This window comes from Brevibacillus humidisoli, assembly GCF_020923435.1.
In the GTDB taxonomy this organism is placed as follows: domain Bacteria; phylum Bacillota; class Bacilli; order Brevibacillales; family Brevibacillaceae; genus Brevibacillus_E; species Brevibacillus_E humidisoli.
On record NZ_CP087263.1, the window covers coordinates 1,062,341 to 1,080,424 of the forward strand.

The window sequence follows — 18,084 nt, forward strand, 5'->3', positions numbered from 1 at the left end:
TGATCGAAACGGGGGAATCCCTTCAACACCTCTGACAAAACAAAGTTGAAAGAAGGTGAAGTGATGCGGCTGCCGATTGAAGCGATTGGTCAAAAAATTCGCACGATCCGCAAGGAAAAGGGGTATACACTGGAAATTCTTGCAGTGAAAACCGGCCTCAGCAAGGGACTTCTCAGTCAAGTGGAGCGGGGGATTTCCCAACCGTCTCTCGATTCGCTGTGGAAGATTACCAGAGCATTGGAAGCCTCGCTGGTCCACTTCTTCGAAGATGTCGACCAGAAGCACGTGCATCTGATCCGCAGGAAAGATCGACGTCAACTGCTGTTTCCTCACTCCAGCGGCATGTACTCACTGCTGGCGACTGGTGGCAAAGCAAAGCTGGGGATGATGCAAGTAAGGCTGATGCCGGGAGAACAGACCCGGGATCAGTTTGTGCAGGCGGAAGGAGAAGAGTGCCTGTTCGTGATGAAGGGGAAGATATCTGTCTATGTGGGCGATGACGTATTTCAACTGGAACCGGAAGACAGTTTGTACTTCGACAGTTCTCAACCACATGTGGTAGCCAACGAAGGAGAAGAGGAAGCGGTTATCCTGTGGGCACTGACGCCCCCGCAGTTTTAACATCCTTTCACTGATTATCAATGTGCAGAACAGCCGATTTCAGCCGGTTGTTCTGTTTTTCGTTTAAAGACAGCGTGCTATAATGCTATAAGGTGACGGAGAAGGAAGGAACAGACTTATGTTATTTGAAAGCATTTCACTACCAGTCGCCAATCGGCTGACCGAAGATTTTCTTGCGGGCAACCCGCAGGTAGGGCGTTTGTTCACGTACCAGCCATTTCAACTCTCGTCATACCGGGAGCGTTTGTCGTGGCTTGAGCAGCGGGAGTACCCGCATCGTGACAGACTTGCCGCCGGGCTTATGGAGTACAACCGCCGGATCGGCAATCACTCTGCCGCGATGGCTGCGATAGAAAAACTGCAACAACCTCATACATACGTGATCATTGGCGGGCAGCAGCCGGGCGTGCTGACGGGGCCGCTCTATACCGTCCACAAAGCGATCAGCCTGATGCATACGGCTCGTCGTTTGACAGCCAAGCTGGGGACAGAGGTGGTTCCTGTATTCTGGATCGCGGGAGAAGATCATGATTTGGACGAGATGAATCACGTCTACCTTCCTGTTGCAGGAGATCGTCTGGAGAAAAGGAAACTGCCGTTATCCGTACGCGGCCGGGTATCAGCCAGTATGCTCCCGGTAGAGCGACAGTCGATGATTCGCTTTGCCGAGTCTTTTTTTGCCGAGCACGCAGAAACTCCCTACACGGATGATTTGCGGCAACTGGTACGGCATGCGGCAGAGCAATCAGACACGCTATCCGACTGGTTCGCTCGTCTGATGGCGCACTTGTTCGGCAAACATGGCTTAATTCTGGTGGAATCCTCGCTGCCATTTGTACGGGAATTGGAACAGCCGGTTTTCCGGGACGTACTGCTCAATAATGAACGGATCGCTGCCGTGCTGCGAGCGGCCGAAACCCAGATTCGAGGTCTTGGCTATCCACCACAGTTGGAACTGGATGAGACCCAAGCACACCTCTTCCTCTACGAAAATGGAGAGCGGCAAGCCCTTCACCGCAGCGGGGACCAGTTTTCTCTCAAGGATGGGCGACTTCTGTTTAGCCGGGAGGAGCTGTTGGCACGGCTTGAGGAATATCCCGATCAGTTTAGCGCAAACGTAGTCACTCGTCCTTTGATGCAAGAGCGTTTGTTTCCCACACTTGCCTTTATCGGAGGGTCCAGTGAGGTTGCATACTGGGCGTTTTACCGGGAATACTTCAGCCAGTTTGGCTGCGAGATGCCTGTCGTGCAGCCCCGGACCTCGATCACATTTCTGGATGGAGCTGTGAGCCGTATCCTTGAAGGGTTCGGCCTCAGTCCGGAAGAGGCGCTACGTGACCTAAAGGGATGGAAGCAGCGGTGGATAGACGGGTTGCCGCCGATAGGCGTTGGCGAACGCTTTGAGCAAGCCCGGCGTTCTATTTCCCAGTTGTACCAACCACTGGTTGACGAAGTGAGTCAAATCGATCCAGGGCTTAGCAAGCTGGCTGACAAAAATCTGAATATCCTGTTGGACCAGGTTCGTTTCCTGCAGCGGCGGACAGAGAGCAGTATTCTCGCCAAACATGAGACATCGGTAAAACGAATAGAGCGGATTGAAGCTGAACTCCAGCCGTTTGGCACCTTGCAAGAGCGGACGTACAATGTATTCAGCTATCTCAACAAATACGGACTTGATCTGCTTGATCGGCTGGTGGATGCTGACCTGCCATTTGATGCGACGCACAAGCTGATCTACCTCCAAGGATGAAGAACAAGGGCCACCTCATCGTCTATCTTGCTGACGATAGGTGGCCCTTGTTCTTGTGAAAGGAACAGTATTGCAAAACTGGTTGGGTTCTTGATGTATCATTTTCACCGTATCTTCCACACGTATGTGAAGGAATCCGCAGCGGAGTACATACGGTAGAGGAGATTGGCCAATGCGGCGTACGATCTCCTTCATTCGGATGCAAGAACTGTCGATGTCCCTATTCAACCAAGATCAGCGACAAGGCACGCAACGCTATTATAATCCCTATCTCCGACTCCTCCGATGAACGCGTCTCTGCCAGAAAGTAAGCATGACAATGACGACCACCGGGTAAAGAGCCGACCAGCCGAGAAAGGGATACAGCAACAGCGTGACGACAAGCGATATCCAAGCCGCTGCTTTCCCCTGTCTGTGGCCTGACAACAGGCGTACCCCTGCAAAACATCCACCGAGATAAGTAGCAAAGAACGTCGCATTGGGAAGTTCGATCAATTGAGCGAGAGTAAGCGTCTCTGTTACCAGGACGAGCAAGACGACTGCGAAACACAGGGCAAGGAAGCCAAGGCCGCCGATGGGCGTGCCATACCTGGAATGAAGGATCCCAAACCACTTTGGAGCAAAGTTGGCCTGCGCCAGTGCGTATGCGGTGCGGGCTGCGGCACTAATATAGGCATTGGCTGTAGCGATGCAGATAAACAGTGCGGCAACACCGACAAGCCAACTGCCGATCGGACCAAGCGACAATTGGACCATCGCACTGAGCGAAGCCTCTGATATACCACTTCCGTAACTGCCGGTACCGACGGTCATAACCGCCACGGCGAAGTACAGCAGGGCGATGATGCCGGCACTCCAGATGACACCGCGAATCGCGTTTCGCTTGGGGTCGACAAACTCCTGCGAGAGATGAGTCACTGCTTCCCATCCGATAAAACACCAAAACAGCAGTCCGGCTGCTTTCCCTACACTGAGCCAGCCGTGCGGTGCAAACGGAGTCAGATTGTTCACTGAGAAATGGGGAAGCGAAGCAGCGACAGCCACCAGCAGAATCGCCAAGATCAGTGAGACGACCAGTGTCTGCACTTTACCTGCCACCTGCATGCCGAATACGTTCATCACCAGTACCGCAAGCAGGATCAGTGAAGCGATGACGTAGGTCTGCGATGGATCATAGCCAAGCGGGACGGTGAGATAGTTGGCGCCGGTTACGGCCACGATCGGAGCGCCGACCGGCACAGAGAGCAAAAAGAACCAGCCCACCGCATTGGCCGGCCCATCGCCGTAGGCCAGCCGGACAAAGTGAGATACCCCCCGGCATGAGGGTGATGGGCGGCCAGCAGTCCCATTGTGATCGCCATCGGCAGGACGAGCAGAGACATGGCCGACCAGGCGATGATCGAAGCGGGACCGGCGATATCAGCAGCGAGCCCTGGAATTAACAAGATGCCTGATCCAAGGACGGCACCGATGTACAGGGTGACGATTTGCGGCAGTGATAGCGTTTCTTTCCAGGCAGTTGGTTTTGAAGTCGTTGTCATAGCCTTTCCTCTTTTCCCTCGTTGGTGAGCCAAGTGTAACATAGACAGAACGATCGGTTACAGCTATAATTTTGAATAACAACAATCGGTATTTTCGATAGAAAAGAGGGAAGAGGAATGGACACGCAGCTCTTTTTAACCTTCCGTGAAGTAGCCAAATGGCAGAACTTCAGCCGAGCGGCCGAGGCGTTGGGATATGCCCAGTCCAGTGTAACAGCCCATATCCAGAATCTGGAGAACAAGTTTCAAGTCGAATTGTTTGAACGACGGGGCCGTAAAATCAGGCTTACTCCGGCAGGAGAACAATTGCTGCGCTATGCTGATCAAGTATTAGCGCTGCTTGAGGAGGCAAAAGCCTGTCTGGCTGAGAGCGCGCATATACCGGCAACGACGACGATTGGTACAGTGGAGTCGCTGGCTGCCTTTTACCTGCCACCCTATGTGCAGACCTTTCGCCGCCAGTATCCGGAGACCAAACTGCTGCTTCGGCCTGGCATCTGCAGCGATTTGCGTCAGGGCGTGAAAGAGGGGAGTTACGACTTTGCGATCATCCTCGACGAGTTGCAAACCCATCCTGATCTGGAGATCATCCCGCTGCAGGAGGAGGAACTGGTGCTGATTGCTCCTCCTGACCACCGTCTTGCTTGTGCCGAGCGTGTACTGCCGCAAGATTTGGCAGGGGAGACCCTGATTGTAACTGAATCGGGCTGCAGTTACCGGACGATGATGGAAAATGTGCTGCGGGATACTGATACCGTACTGGAGACATCACTGGAATTCGGGAGCCTGGAAGCGATCAAACAGTGTGTGGCTTACGGGCTGGGCATCGCTCACTTGCCTCGCATAGCGGTGCAGGAGGAAGTGGACAAGGGGGCGTTGAGCGTCCTGCCGTTTGAACACCCCGATATCCGTGTGTTCCGGCAACTGGTCTATCACAAAAAGAAGTGGATACCGCGGGCAGTCCATCACTTTTTTCAACTACTCTTGGCAGATGCCGACCAGAACGGAGCGGCTGCGGTATAGAAGCGTCAAAGTGCCACAAAATAGGTGAAGCATAAACAACCATGTGTTAAGATATGGGATGAGCATGTATATGAAGGAGGAAAACGGATGAATGCAGTAGCAGAAAGCATCATTAAGGATATCGGTCTGGCCCACAATGGACACCTGAAAATCGATTGGGTAAAAGAGCACATGCCCGTGCTCAACCGGATCCGCGAACGGTTCGAGAAAGAACAGCCGTTTGCTGGCCTGAAAGTGGCCATCTCTCTGCATTTGGAAGCAAAAACGGCCTACCTGGCCAAGGTGATTCAGGCAGGAGGAGCGGAAGTAACGATTACCGGCTCCAACCCGCTGTCTACCCAAGACGACGTCTGTGCGGCACTGGTGGAAGACGGGATTCGCGTCTATGCGAAATACAACCCTGCGCCTGAGGAGTACAAGAGTCACCTGCTGAAAACGCTGGAGACACGTCCGGATCTGATCATCGACGATGGCGGCGATTTGGTCACGATTTTACATAGTGAAAAACGTGATCTGCTCCCGCAGGTTCGCGGCGGCGCGGAAGAGACAACGACTGGTATCCTCCGTTTGAAAGCACTGGAAAACGAGGGTAAGCTGGAGTTCCCGATGGTAGCTGTCAATGACGCTTTCTGCAAATATTTGTTCGACAATCGTTACGGCACCGGCCAATCTGTCTGGGATGGGATCAATCGTACGACCAACCTGGTAGTGGCGGGTAAAACCGTCGTTGTCACCGGTTACGGTTGGTGCGGAAAAGGTGTGGCGATGCGCGCCAAAGGTCTCGGCGCCAAGGTAATCGTCACCGAAGTGGACGCGATCAAAGCAGTAGAGGCGTACATGGACGGTTTTGAAGTGATGCCGATGAGCGAAGCGGCCAAACACGGTGACTACTTCGTCACGGTGACAGGAAATCGTGACGTGATTCGCAAAGAGCACTTCGCGGTGATGAAAGATGGCGCAATCCTGTCAAATGCTGGTCACTTCGATGTCGAAGTGAACAAAGTAGAGTTGGAAGCTCTCTCGACAGCAAAACGCGTCGTTCGCAAAGATATTGAAGAGTTCCAGATGGAGGACGGACGCAAAATCTACCTGCTGGCTGAGGGACGTCTGGTCAATCTTGCCGCAGGGGACGGGCACCCGGCAGAGATCATGGACATGACCTTTGCCCTGCAGGCAGTGGCATTGGAATATGTGAACAAAAACTACCAACAGATCGGGAAAAAAGTACTGAACGTGCCGTACGAACTGGACGAGTCGGTTGCCCGCTACAAACTGGAAGCGCTCGGGATCAAAATCGACAGCCTGACCGCCGAACAAAAAGAGTATCTGGAAAGCTGGGTCGAATAATCAGCGAAACTGCTGCCAGATCGCAAGGAAAGATGCGGAAAAAATCCTGCTTACAAAAAGCAGGATTTTTTTTATAATAGCAAATAGAAGTTTGAGTGGGGAAAAGTGGGGGAAAGTGGAGGATAACGGGAGGAAAGTGGGGGAAGCGGCATGTTCATGGGTGAATATCAGCACAGCATCGACGACAAAGGCCGCTTAACCATTCCCGCCAAGTTCCGCGATGGACTCGGCACCTCCTTTGTGATGACCCGCGGTTTGGACAAGTGTTTGTTCATCTATCCCATGAATGAATGGAAAGTCATCGAAGAGAAGCTAAAAAGCCTCCCCTTCACCAAGGCGGATGCGCGTGCGTTTACCCGTTTCTTCTTTTCCGGTGCCACTGAATGCGAGTGGGACAAGCAGGGAAGGGTAAATATACCTGCCAATCTGCGGGAGCACGCCCAATTGGCCAAGGACTGTGTGGTGATCGGCGTATCCAGCCGGGTTGAGGTCTGGAGCAAAGAGCTGTGGGAGCAGTACTTTGCCGAATCTGAGAGTTCGTTTGGCGAGATCGCCGAAAAGCTGGTCGATTTCGACCTGTAGAGCGGGAGGTTCCAGCGAATTGTTTCATCATATCACAGTATTAAAACAAGAAGCGGTTGACGGACTAGCCGTACGACCGGATGGCGTATACGTCGACTGTACACTGGGTGGGGCAGGACACAGCAGTCTGATCGCCTCGCGATTGGGCCCTGATGGTCGGCTGATCGCGATTGATCAGGATGACGCTGCGCTGGAAAATGCCCGGCAGCGTCTGTCAGCCTACGGGGAAAACGTCACACTGGTCAAAAGCAACTTTCGTCAGTTGCGGGAAGTTGTGAGCGAACAAGGGCTCCAACAGGTGGACGGTGTCCTGTACGATCTCGGTGTCTCATCCCCCCAGTTGGATGAAGCGGAAAGAGGCTTCAGCTATAACGCCGATGCCGAACTGGACATGCGGATGGACCGGGAGGCGCCGCTTTCGGCTTATGATATTGTCAATCAGTGGGAGGAAGCGGAGATTGCCAGATTGATCTGGGAGTATGGCGAGGAGAAGTTCTCTCGCCGGATTGCCCGGCAAATCGAGATCCACCGCAAGCAGGCACCGATCGAAACCACCGGACAGTTAGTCGAGATTATCAAAGAGGCGATCCCGTCTCCTGCCCGACGCACTGGTCCGCACCCGGCCAAACGCACGTTTCAGGCGCTGCGGATCGCCGTCAACGACGAACTAGGAGCGTTTAAAGAAAGTTTGCAGCAAGCGATTGAATTGCTTCGTCCCAGCGGACGGATCAGTGTGATTACCTTTCACTCGCTGGAAGATCGGATCTGCAAGCAGATGTTTCAGGAGCACGCCAAAGGGTGCATCTGCCCCCCTTCGTTTCCGCAGTGTGCATGCGGTCATCAGCCGACGCTACAGATCGTCACACGCAAGCCGATCACGCCATCGGAAGCGGAGTTGAGCGAAAATCCGCGGGCAAGATCGGCCAAACTGCGCGTTGCAGAGAAATTGTAACCTTTCAGGAATCGTTGCCTTCCGTGTGAAGAATGTCCGCCTGCGCTAAAGCGGTGTGGAAAGGAGGAGTATCATGGCCTATTATTACCGAGGAAATCTGGCTGTTGACGTTGACAAGTCTCGATCATCTGTGGTGAAGAAGAAAAAGACGATCGTGATCCGCTCGGCAATTCCCACTGGGGAAAAACTGCTGTACTTGTTCTTGATTATGGTGCTGGTTGCGGGCGTTGGATTTGTCGGTCTCAGATACATCCAGATCTCCGAGTACAACTACCAGATTCAGGCGACCAAGAACGAGATGGCCAGACTCCAGGGAGAGAACGCTGACCTGTTGTTGAAAATCGAGCAGATGAGCAATCGGGAACGGATCGAACAGGAGGCAAAAGCGATGGGAATGTCTCCGGCCGAATCGGTTCACGTCATCGGCGCAGCAGAGCCGGGACAGAAAGATCAGCTCGCCCAAAAGGAATAACCGCGTTACGCCTGGTTGTCGGGGTAACGTTTTTCTTTTCGCGTAAACAGAATCTGGATCAAAGAGGTGAAGGCGGATGGAGACGAAACAGCGGCTTAACATACGAACCCTATGTCTGGGGATTAGTCTCCTTTTGCTGTTTTCCGGCTTGATCGGACGTCTCTGGTGGATCCAGTCCGTCGACGCCGCGTGGATTATGGAGAAGGGAAAAAAACAGTGGGAAAGAGAGCGAATCTTGCAGCCGCGGCGCGGGTCCATCCTTGATCGCAACGGTCATGTGCTGGCCTATGAGGGGAAAGCGTATAAGGTGGAGGCTCAGTTAAAGCAAAAAGGGGAAGAGCCCCCATGGTGGATGAACGATAATTACGTTAAAGATCCCTACGACACGGCCTTAAAGCTGGCGCCAATTCTCGACGTGCCGGTAGAAAAACTGGTTAAATACCTGACCGCCGATGATGTGAACGTAACCGAGCTAGGCGCCAACTCCAAAAAAATAACCGAAGAACAGAAAGAGGAGATCTACAATCTACAGTACCCGATCGGGCCCGACGGCAAGCGTTCTGAAGTGAACCAACTGCCTGGTATCGTGCTGCACGAGACGACCCGCCGCTACTATCCCAACAATGACTTTGCAGCCCATGTGTTGGGCTATTTGAACTATGACGATACAGCGATGATGGGGATTGAACTGCAGTTTGACCCTGTGCTGCGCGGGGAGAAGGGCGAACTTCAGGTGATCCAGGATGCGGCCGGCTATCCGCTGCCGCAGGGTGAGCGGAAGTACAAACCGGCCAAGGACGGTAAAAATGTCGTTCTCACCCTTGATCAGCAGATCCAGGATTATGTCGAGCAGGCTCTTGATAAGACCGTCGAGCAGTATAACCCGAAGCGCGCGACGGTGATTGTGTCTGATCCCCAAAGTGGCGAAATCCTGGCGATGGCCACTCGGCCGCAGTTTGATCCCAATGATTACGGAAAGATTCAGAACCATCTCAACTACAGCATCAGTATGAACTTTGAACCTGGTTCCACGTTTAAGATCATTACGCTGGCGGCGGCGATCGAAGAGGGGCTGTTTCATCCTGAAGAGGATTACCAGTCAGGTTCCTACACCAAAGTGCCCGGCAAACCGATCAACGACCACAACAACGGGCAAGGTTGGGGCAGAATCAGCTTTCTGGAGGGCGTCCAGCGTTCCAGTAACGTGGCCTTCGTCATTCTTGGGTATGAACGACTGCAGCAGAAGCGGCTGTATGAGTATTTCAAGCGATTCGGGATCGGGCAAGAGACGGGGATTGAACTCCCAGGCGAAGAAGAAGGGATTATGCGCGACCTGCTGCATCCCAACTCGCCGCGCGACGTAGCGGTGACCACCTTTGGACAAGGGGTGGCGGTCACTGCGATTCAACAGGTAGCGGCCGTTGGGGCAATTGCCAATGGTGGCGAGTTGTTAAAGCCGCAGATCGTCAAAGAGCTGCGCGATCCTCATACGGGGCAGGTGGTGCAGCGCAATCAACGAGAAGTAGTGCGCCGCGTCGTGTCAGAGGAGACCAGCAAGCAGGTGCGTGATATTCTGGAAACCGTCGTCACCGGGGAGCATGGCACCGGAAAGGAGTTCAAGGTTGAAGGCTACCGGGTGGCCGGGAAGACGGGGACAGCCCAGAAATACGATCCCAAAACGGGTGAGATCTTACCGGGCAGCTATATCGCCTCGTTTATCGGATTTGCTCCAAAGGATGATCCGCGCCTTCTGGTTTACGTTGTGATTGACGAACCGGAAGCAAAATACGAGGAGTTGGGGCGTTACGTCGTCGCACCCGTATTCAAATCGGTAATGGAAAGCAGCCTTCTCTACTTGCAGCAGCAGCCTGAACTGACCGAATCAAAGGCAGCACCGATCGTAAAAGAGGAGGTACTGCCCAACTTTGTCGGGATGGCTGCCTCCGTGGCCAAACAGAAAGCGCAGGAAGCGGGATTTCAGGCAGAGACGATCGGGACGGGTACCAAGATTGTCAGTCAGTCACCAGGTGCTTTTGAAAAGGTGCTGCCCAACAGCAAAGTGACGTTGGTGACGGATCGCGTAGAAGGTGTGCGGATGCCCGACTTTACGGGCGAGTCGCTGCGTGAGGTGATGGAGTTTGCTGCCCACACCGGATTGCAGGTATCCGTTGCGGGGAGCGGATTTGTCACCGAACAGAGCATCAAGCCAGGTACCGTACTGTCAGGCCAGCAGGAATTATTTGTCACGCTGGTCCCTGCTTCTGGCCCGCCAGGACCCGCAACGGGAGAAGAGAATGACGCGAATGATGGCGAAGAAACCGAGATTGCCCAGACATCTGCGGGGGCTTCCGACAGTGAGACGGCGTCAGTCGATTCCGGGGAAAAAAGAGACTGGCAATGACCCAGGGCAGAGCGCGGAAAACGATAGCGGGCGGTGATGACCGTCTCATCCCGTCCCAATAGAAGCGCGATCATCTCATAGGACAGCGTCGAAACCCGTCAGCATCGGTAGTTCTAACCCATCCCGACCCCGAATAGGGTAAAAGAGACAAACTATTTGAGATACTTGTTCATGTTCTCACAAGGGAGGGTGTGCTAGTGCGGGTTTCCAGTGTCACCGTGCGGCGCCGCATCTTTCTCGCACTGGTGGTCGGCATCATTCTCTATGCGTCTCTGATCACCCGTTTGGGTTATATCCAGATTGTCCAGGGACAATGGCTGCTTGACAAGGCAAACGATCTTTGGAAACGCGATATCCCTTTTGAAGCCAAGCGAGGCCAGATCCTGGACAGGAATGGCAATGTGCTGGTGGAAAACATCAGCGTGCCGTCCGTATTGGCCATCCCAGCCCAGATCACGGACCCGCGTGAGACGGCCAAAAAACTGGCAGTCGTTCTCGGCAGATCGGAGCAAGAGATTTATGAGGCGATTACCAAACGGCAGATGATTAACCGCGTCCCCGGTGGACGAAAGATATCGGCAGAGAAAGCGCGGGAGGTTCAAAAGTTGGGCCTTCCCGGCATTGAGGTCGCCGAGGATACGAAGCGGTTTTACCCCCATGGTTCGCTTGCCGCCCATATTCTCGGTTTTACAGGAATTGACAACCAAGGGTTGATTGGCTTAGAGCGGGTCTACCATGAGTTTTTACAGGGGACGCCAGGCTACGTCTCGTTTCCCGCTGATGCCGGGGGCAGAACGATGCCGGGTGAACCGGAAAAATACGTCCCGCCAATTGACGGTATGGACATGTACCTGACGATCGACAGTACGATCCAGACCTTCCTCGAGCGGGAGTTGGATCAGGCGATGATCAGCTATCAGCCAGCTGATGCGCTGGCTATTGCGATGGATCCGAACACAGGAGAGATTTTGGGGATGAGTAGCCGCCCCACTTTTGATCCCAGCAGATACCAGGAGTATCCGAGCGAGATCTACAATCGGAATTTGCCGATCTGGAAAACGTACGAGCCGGGCTCCACCTTCAAGATTGTCACCCTTGCCGCTGCCCTCAACGAAGGAGTGGTTAGCCTAAACGAGACATTTCACGATCCGGGTTACATAACCGTAGCTGGCGCACGCCTGCGCTGCTGGAAACGGTCAGGGCACGGCCAGGAGACCATGCTTGAGGTAGTGGAGAATTCCTGCAACCCGGGATTTGTCACCATGGGCCAGCGTTTGGGCAAAGAAACCTTATTTGACTATATTCATAAATTTGGGTTCGGCAAAAAGACGGGCATTGATTTGCTCGGGGAGTCGACCGGACTGCTGTTTAAGTTGGATCGGGTTGGTCCGGTAGAACTTGGAACCACCTCATTCGGACAGGGGGTATCGGTTACCCCGATTCAGCAGATGGCAGCAGTTGCCGCAGCGATCAATGGCGGCAAGCTCTACAAACCGTATATTGCCAAAGAGTGGCGGAGCAGCATTACCCAGGATGTTGTCGGTCGTGTTGAACCTACACTGGTACGACAGGTGATCAAGCCGGAGACCTCAGAAAAAGTGCGGTATGCTCTGGAAAGCGTGGTGGCCAGGGGAACAGGACGGAACGCCTTTATCGACGGCTACCGGGTCGGCGGCAAAACGGGCACAGCGCAAAAGGTAAAAGATGGGAAATATTCACAAGGAGAATACATTGTCTCCTTCATCGGCTTTGCCCCTGCCGACGATCCCAAGATCCTCGTCTATGTCGCCATAGACAATCCGAAAGCAACCGCGTTTGGAGGGCTGATTGCCGCACCGATAGTACGCAACATACTGGAATCGTCCCTGCCGTATCTGGAAGTGCCGAAGCGGAGCAACCAGATTGAGCGGGAATACAAATACGGGGACAAAAAATATGTGGAAGTGCCCGATCTGACCGGGATGACCATGCGCGAGATTACAGCATCTTACTATACGATGCCGCTAGAGGTGGCGGGATACGGCACTCACGTGATCAAACAGTCTCCCGAGCCGGGCAGCAAAGTGGAAGAGGGATCAAAAATTCGCGTATACCTTGGTGACAAAATGGTTAATTAGCTATACAATGGTGTTTCGGAGAGAAGCGTTGCCGATCTGCTGCACGCTCTCTTCTGCCAGTTTTAAAAACAGGCGTGATTCGTCTATACTAGACTTGAGAAAGATGGGGTGCCATTGTCATGCTGCTCAAGGATTTGCTCGCTCCACTGCTAGTCGTCTCCCTGCATGGGAAGCAACAGTTGGAGATCACCGGACTGACTGCGGATTCACGACGCGTAAAGCCAGGTGACCTGTTCATCTGTCTGAGCGGATTCACTGTTGATGGACATACATACGCAGCCGAAGCGGTGGAGCGTGGTGCAGTCGCGGTCCTGGCAGAGCGGGAAGTGGCTGGGGTCGAGGCAGGAACAGTCGCCATCGTCCCCGACACACGCCGGGCAATGGCTATCCTCGCCGACCGTTTTTACGGTTCGCCTACGCATGAGTTGAAGTTGATTGGGGTGACCGGAACCAACGGGAAAACGACAACCACCCATTTGATCGACAAGATTTTGCGAGACCAGAAGAAGCATACCGGATTGATCGGAACCATACACATGCGAATTGGAGAAGAATACGAGGAGATAAAGAACACCACGCCTGACATCCTTGAACTGCAGCGCAGTTTTCGCAGGATGCGCGATGTGGATACCGAGTACGGGATCATGGAAGTCTCCTCGCATGCACTTGACATCGGTCGTGTGCACGGATGCAACTTTCACACCGCCGTATTTACCAACTTGACCCAGGATCATCTCGACTACCATCAGACGATGGAAAACTATCGGCTTGCAAAGTCGCTGCTTTTTGCGCAGTTGGGCAACAGTTATGACCCGCAGCGGATGAAAACAGCGGTATTGAATGTGGACGATCCTGCTTCCACTTTTTTGGCCCGGGTCACGGCGGCGCGGGTTCTTACCTACGGTATTGAGCAGCAGGCTGCGGTACGGGCCAAAGATATTCGCATCACCAGCCGGGGGACCTCGTTTACGGTTGACACGTATGCTGGTGCGGAGGAACTGAATCTCCGTCTGATCGGCAAGTTTAATGTGTACAATGCACTGGCCGCGATTGCTGCTACGCTTCCCGAAGGAGTACCTCTCAGCGCAATCAAAAAAAGCTTGGAAGACGTCCGAGGCGTGGACGGCCGCTTTGAACCCGTAGACGATGGGCAGCCTTTTACTGTCATTGTGGATTATTCCCATACGCCGGACAGCTTGGAAAATGCCCTGCAAACGGTTCGCGAGTTTGCCCGTGGCAGAGTTTTCTGCATCATCGGGTGCGGCGGTGACCGGGATAGGAGCAAACGCCCAATTATGGCCCGGATTGCAACAAAATATGCTGACATCAGCGTCTTAACTTCAGATAACCCTCGTTCCGAGGATCCCCATGCGATTCTCGCCGACATGGCGGCAGGGCTGACCGATATTGCTGAGAGCCGTTACGTTTTGGAAGCAGACCGGCGCGAAGCGATTCGCCACGCCGTCCGCGAGGCCCGGGAACATGATGTGATCCTGATCGCCGGCAAAGGCCACGAGACATATCAGACGATTAAAGGCGTCAATCATCCGTTCGATGATCGCATCGTTGCGCGGGAAGCAATTCGTGAGCGTACCTGTTAGTCTGGCAGCCCAGCCTAGGCTTGATAGAAAGGCAGGATTCACGGAGTACGACGTCGAGGAAAGGAGGGTGGGAGCATGCCGTTTGACAATGTACTATTTATTACGATCATCGCCTCATTTTTAATCGCCGTACTGATTGGTCCGTTATTCATTCCTGCTCTTCGCCGGCTTAAGTTCGGGCAGAGCATCCGCCAAGAAGGGCCTGAATCCCACCACAAAAAAGCCGGCACTCCGACAATGGGTGGTACCATCATTATCCTGGCATTGGTTTTTACGGTGCTCAAGTTCGCCAATACGACGGTGGAAGTGCTGTTTTTGCTGTTGGTGACGCTTGGTTACGGACTTATTGGTTTCTTGGATGATTTTATTAAAATCAGCAAAAAGCGTAATCTTGGCCTGACGGCGAGGCAAAAGTTTTTGGGCCAAGGAATCTTGGCAGTCCTTGCTTATTACCTGCTGTTGTACATGGGACACGACACAACGCTGCAGTTCCCCGGCACACCTTGGGACATTGAACTGGGCTGGTTTTATTTCCCGTTTTTGCTCTTTCTGCTGGTGGGAACGACTAATGCTGTCAATATTACGGACGGACTTGACGGACTGCTCGCCGGTACCGGGGCGATTGCCTTTGGTGCGTATGCGATCATTGCCTGGCTGTCGAGCATGCCCGATACTGCCATCTTCAGTGCGGCTGTGGTGGGAGCAGTGCTTGGTTTTCTCGTTTTCAACGCCCATCCAGCCCGCGTGTTCATGGGAGACACCGGCTCGCTAGCCTTGGGCGGTGCTTTGGCCGGAATTGCGATTATGACCAAGACGGAACTGCTGCTCGCGATTATTGGCGGTGTCTTTGTAGTGGAGACACTGTCAGTGATCATGCAGGTGATATCGTTCAAGACCAGAGGAAAGCGTATCTTTCGGATGAGTCCTCTGCATCATCACTTTGAGCTGACGGGATGGTCGGAGTGGCGGGTAGTCGTTACGTTCTGGTTGGTGGGCATGGTTTTTGCCGGTGTGGGGGTTTATCTGGAGGTGCTACGCTGATATGAATCGCTGGAAAGACGAACAAGTGATCGTGCTCGGTATGGCAAAAAGCGGTGTAGCGGTTGCAAAACTGCTGCACCGCTTTGGTGCTAACGTGATCGTCAATGATAAGAAGCCGCGCGAAGAAGCGAGCGGTGTGGAGGAACTGGAGGCGCTCGGCATCACCGTGCTCACTGGCGGCCACCCCGACGATCTGATCCATCCCGGTGTCAGTCTGGTCGTGAAGAACCCTGGCATCCCCTACGAGGCGCCGCCAGTGGCCAAAGCAGTTGCACTTGGCATACCGGTGATCACAGAAGTAGAACTTGCCTACCATTTGTCTAAAGCACCGATTGTTGGTATCACCGGCTCCAATGGCAAAACAACGACGACAACGCTAGTGGGTCAGATGCTGAAGGCGGCGGGAATCAGCGTACGGGTGGGAGGAAATATCGGCACGGTCCTGTGTGAGCTGGCCGAGACCGCTCACAGTGATCAATGGCTGGTTGCAGAGCTGAGCAGCTTTCAATTGATGGGAACGGAACACTTCCGCCCCCGTATTGGCACAATCCTTAATCTCTACCCCGCCCACCTGGATTATCACAAGACCCTGGAGAAATACTTTGCAGCCAAACAAAAGCTGTTTGCCAATCAGACAGCAGATGATTACGCTGTGCTTCCATATGACCAACCCGAAGTACGGGCGCTTGCCGAGAGGCTGCCGAGTCAGGTCTACTACTTCAGCCGCAGGTCAGCGGTGAGACCTGGTGTATTCATCCGGGAAGGAAAGATCGTCTGGGCTGACGAAGCAGGACGGGAAGAAGTGGTGATGGCCGTTGACGAGGTGGCGCTGCGTGGCGAACACAACCTGGAAAATGCGCTGGCAGCAGCGCTGATCAGTCGGTTGGCGGGAGCCGATCTTGCGGCGATCGCCAGCGTACTCTCCACTTTTACGGGGCTGGCCCACCGTCTGGAATTCGTGGCCGAGATTCATGGTGTCAAGTATTACAACGATTCCAAAGCGACTAATCCTGTTGCGGCGATACGCTCGATTGGCGCCTTCGAAGAACCAATCGTGCTCATTGCGGGAGGACTGGACCGGGGAATCGACTTTCGTGATCTGGTTCCTGTCATGAAGGAGCATGTAAAGGGTCTGGTCGCTTATGGACAGACTGCCGAGATTCTGCTCGCTCGCGCCCGGGAGGCGGGGATTGACAATTGTATTCGCGTCGATACTGTGGAGGAGGCCGTCTTTGCTGCAGCCAAACTGGCGCAGACAGGTGATGTGGTTCTGCTCAGCCCAGCCTGTGCCAGTTGGGACATGTTCCCATCCTATGAAGTACGGGGGAGCATGTTTAAGGATGGCGTGCATAGACTGAAAACAAGCCTAGTATAACGGGCCGTCCTCTACGGCGACATAAAGGGAACAACGGCTGGACTGTGTGACAGTCGCCAATCGTTCGATAGGAACCAAATGGGTAGGATGTCAGGAGGACGGCGGCAAGAAAGGATGGCTTGCATGAGTAAAGTACGCTCTGCTCCTGACTTTGTGATCATTTTCTCCACCCTCTTCCTATTGGGATTAGGAATTGTCATGGTCTACAGTGCCAGTGCGGTAGTCGCATTGAAACATGGCGATGCCTACTTCTTTACCAAGCGGCAGTTGATTTTTGCCATACTGGGGATAGCCTCGATGTATACGGTGATGAACATCGACTATTGGGTGTGGAAACGGTGGGCCAAGGCAGCATTCTACACAAGTATCGGCCTGCTGATTCTGGTCCTGGTGATCGGTGTTGAGGTGAACGGCTCCAAGAGTTGGCTCGGATTGGGCGCGTTTGGCATACAGCCTGGTGAGTTCGCCAAAATTGGCGTCGCCATTTATCTGGCGAAATGGCTGGCCGATCATCAAAAACAAATCGTCCTGTTTCAAAAAGGACTGCTTCCGGCATTGGCTATACCCGTTGTTTGCTTTGCGCTGATTATGCTGCAGCCTGATTTAGGGACAGGCACAGTGCTGATGGGGACGGCGATTCTGATGATCTTCGTGGCCGGAGCGCGCATCAGCCATTACATTGCCTTTGGCATTCTCGGCATCGCCAGTTTTGTTGGCCTCGTCCTGTCAGCGCCTTATCGGATCAAGCGGATCACCGCGTTTATCGATCCTTGGCAGGACCCACTCAACTCCGGCTATCAGATTATCCAGTCGTTGTACGCGATTGGACCGGGTGGCCTGCTCGGATTAGGGCTTGGACAGAGCAGACAAAAGCACTTATACTTACCTGAACCGTATAACGACTTCATCTTTTCGATCATTGCCGAGGAATTGGGCTTCATCGGAGGCACATTGGTTTTGCTCCTCTTCCTGCTGCTCTTGTGGCGTGGAATGCGGGTTGCCATCACTGCCCCAGATCTGTTTGGCAGTCTGCTTGCGGTTGGCATTATCGGCATGATCGCCATCCAAGTTGTGATTAATGTTGGAGTCGTCACCGGCATGTTTCCCGTAACGGGGATTACGCTGCCGTTTTTAAGTTACGGGGGATCGTCCCTGACCCTGATGCTGACAGCTGTAGGGATCCTCCTGAACATCTCTCGATTTGCCCGCTGACTACGGAAGTGCAGAGGGCAAGCGTTCGATAAAGAAAGCAAGGTGATCC

At 53.6% G+C, this 18,084-nt stretch carries 13 protein-coding genes and 1 pseudogene; 13 read left to right on the forward strand and 1 reads right to left on the reverse strand.

Annotated elements, in window-relative coordinates:
• The first annotated feature begins 63 nt into the window (after positions 1-63).
• Both LOK74_RS05250 and bshC read left to right on the forward strand, forming a co-directional pair.
• Positions 64-621, forward strand: a complete 558-nt coding sequence (locus LOK74_RS05250) for a helix-turn-helix domain-containing protein (RefSeq protein WP_230045535.1) — start codon at positions 64-66, stop codon at positions 619-621.
• Positions 622-739: 118 nt separating this feature from the next.
• Positions 740-2,371, forward strand: a complete 1,632-nt coding sequence (bshC, locus tag LOK74_RS05255; protein ID WP_230045536.1) for a bacillithiol biosynthesis cysteine-adding enzyme BshC — start codon at positions 740-742, stop codon at positions 2,369-2,371.
• A gap of 267 nt (positions 2,372-2,638) precedes the next feature.
• Here the strand turns inward: bshC and LOK74_RS05260 are convergent.
• A pseudogene (locus tag LOK74_RS05260) lies at positions 2,639-3,912 on the reverse strand (APC family permease).
• Positions 3,913-4,029: 117 nt separating this feature from the next.
• Between LOK74_RS05260 and LOK74_RS05265 the strand changes: the two are divergent.
• The 11 genes from LOK74_RS05265 to spoVE all read left to right on the forward strand — a co-directional run bounded on the left by LOK74_RS05265 (position 4,030) and on the right by spoVE (position 18,035).
• Positions 4,030-4,935 (forward strand): LysR family transcriptional regulator, encoded by a 906-nt coding sequence (locus LOK74_RS05265; protein WP_230045537.1) that lies wholly within the window; start codon positions 4,030-4,032, stop codon positions 4,933-4,935.
• Positions 4,936-5,022: 87 nt separating this feature from the next.
• Positions 5,023-6,282, forward strand: coding sequence for an adenosylhomocysteinase (locus LOK74_RS05270; RefSeq protein ID WP_230045538.1), 1,260 nt, complete (start codon positions 5,023-5,025; stop codon positions 6,280-6,282).
• Between the two features lie 150 nt (positions 6,283-6,432).
• On the forward strand, positions 6,433-6,864 hold the full coding sequence (mraZ, locus tag LOK74_RS05275; protein ID WP_230045539.1) for a division/cell wall cluster transcriptional repressor MraZ: 432 nt from the start codon (positions 6,433-6,435) through the stop codon (positions 6,862-6,864).
• 19 nt (positions 6,865-6,883) lie between these two features.
• Positions 6,884-7,816 carry a 16S rRNA (cytosine(1402)-N(4))-methyltransferase RsmH gene (gene rsmH / locus LOK74_RS05280; RefSeq protein WP_230045540.1) on the forward strand — a complete coding sequence of 311 codons (933 nt, stop codon included), beginning with the start codon at positions 6,884-6,886 and terminating at the stop codon, positions 7,814-7,816.
• Positions 7,817-7,889: 73 nt separating this feature from the next.
• Positions 7,890-8,288: a septum formation initiator family protein gene (locus tag LOK74_RS05285; protein WP_230045541.1), complete on the forward strand. Its 399-nt coding sequence runs from the start codon at positions 7,890-7,892 to the stop codon at positions 8,286-8,288.
• Positions 8,289-8,364: 76 nt separating this feature from the next.
• On the forward strand, positions 8,365-10,689 hold the full coding sequence (locus tag LOK74_RS05290; protein ID WP_230045542.1) for a penicillin-binding protein: 2,325 nt from the start codon (positions 8,365-8,367) through the stop codon (positions 10,687-10,689).
• A 197-nt stretch (positions 10,690-10,886) separates the two neighbouring features.
• Positions 10,887-12,806, forward strand: coding sequence for a stage V sporulation protein D (locus tag LOK74_RS05295; protein WP_230045543.1), 1,920 nt, complete (start codon positions 10,887-10,889; stop codon positions 12,804-12,806).
• 119 nt (positions 12,807-12,925) lie between these two features.
• Positions 12,926-14,407, forward strand: a complete 1,482-nt coding sequence (locus LOK74_RS05300; RefSeq protein WP_230045544.1) for a UDP-N-acetylmuramoyl-L-alanyl-D-glutamate--2,6-diaminopimelate ligase — start codon at positions 12,926-12,928, stop codon at positions 14,405-14,407.
• A gap of 75 nt (positions 14,408-14,482) precedes the next feature.
• A complete protein-coding gene (gene mraY, locus LOK74_RS05305) occupies positions 14,483-15,448 on the forward strand; it encodes a phospho-N-acetylmuramoyl-pentapeptide-transferase (protein ID WP_230045545.1) in 966 nt (321 codons plus the stop codon).
• Between the two features lies 1 nt (position 15,449).
• On the forward strand, positions 15,450-16,823 hold the full coding sequence (murD, locus tag LOK74_RS05310) for a UDP-N-acetylmuramoyl-L-alanine--D-glutamate ligase (protein WP_230045546.1): 1,374 nt from the start codon (positions 15,450-15,452) through the stop codon (positions 16,821-16,823).
• Between the two features lie 123 nt (positions 16,824-16,946).
• Positions 16,947-18,035, forward strand: a complete 1,089-nt coding sequence (gene spoVE / locus LOK74_RS05315; RefSeq protein ID WP_230045547.1) for a stage V sporulation protein E — start codon at positions 16,947-16,949, stop codon at positions 18,033-18,035.
• The last annotated feature ends 49 nt before the right edge of the window (positions 18,036-18,084 follow it).